At 63.5% G+C, this 1204-nt stretch carries 1 protein-coding gene; it reads left to right on the forward strand.

Annotation, left to right across the window (positions count from 1 at the left end; genetic code table 11):
* A partial coding sequence (locus WH50_RS21950) for a putative Ig domain-containing protein (protein ID WP_207780429.1) occupies window positions 1-1204 on the forward strand: 1204 nt, incomplete at both ends.

A 1204-nucleotide genomic window follows, 5' to 3' on the forward strand; every position in this document is an offset into this window, starting at 1 on the left:
CCGGCTGAGCCTTGATGCCAGCACAGGTACCGCCTGCGGTACGCCCACCACTGATGATGTAGGCCGGCTGACCATCAAGGTCACGGCCACCGATACCAGCGACGCCTCGGCCCGTACTCAGATCACCCGCAACGGCGTCAGCCCTAATGACGTGTGCTCGTGGGCAGCCATAGAGGCGCAGAGCGCCACCGAAGACAGCGCCTTCCGCTTTACCGTCCCGGCGGGCACCTTCAGTGACGTGGATGCCGGTGACAGCCTGACTTATACCGCGACCCTGGCCGACGGTTCCGTCCTGCCCAGCTGGCTGAGCTTCAATGCCGCTACCGGCACCTTCTCCGGCACGCCCACCAATGGCGACGTGGGTGCGATCAGCATCAAAGTCACCGCCACCGACGGCAGCAACGCCTCGGTCAGCAGTAGCTTTACCCTGACCGTCACCAATGTGAACGATGCGCCGACGGCAGGCACCATCAGTGCCCAGAGCACCACCGAAGACAGCGCCTTCAGCTTTACCCTGCCACAGGGCCTGTTTGGGGATGCCGACAGCAGCGACAGCCTGACCCTGAGCGCCACCCTGGCCGACGGTTCGGTCCTGCCCAGCTGGCTCAGCTTCAATGCCGCTACCGGCACCTTCTCCGGTACGCCGGGTAACGGCGATGTGGGTGTCCTCAGTATCAAAGTCACCGCCACCGATGGCAGCAATGCTTCGGTCAGCAGCAGCTTTAGTCTGACCGTTGCCAATACCAACGATGCGCCCACTGCGGGAGTGATCAGTGCCCAGAGTGCGACCGAAGACAGCGCCTTCCGCTTTACCATCCCGGCGGGCACCTTCAGTGACGTGGATGCCGGTGACAGCCTGACCTACACCGCGACGCTGGCGGATGGTTCCACCCTGCCCAGCTGGCTGAGCTTTGATGCCAGCACCGGCACCTTCTCCGGTACCCCGGATAACGGCGATGTCGGTGCGATCAGCATCAGGGTCACCGCGACCGACACCAGTGGCGCTTCGGTCAGCAGCAGCTTTAGCCTGACCGTTACCAATACCAACGATGCCCCCACGGCGGCCGCGCTGGCTGATCAGCAGAGTGAGGAAGGCAACGTCTTTACCTTTACCCTGCCTGCCGGCACCTTCAGCGATGTGGATGCCGGTGACCGTCTGACCCTGAGTGCTACCCTGTCTGACGGTTCGGCATTGCCGGGCTGG

Origin of the sequence: Pokkaliibacter plantistimulans (assembly GCF_003194385.1) — a bacterium.
In the GTDB taxonomy this organism is placed as follows: Bacteria; Pseudomonadota; Gammaproteobacteria; order Pseudomonadales; family Balneatricaceae; genus Pokkaliibacter; species Pokkaliibacter plantistimulans.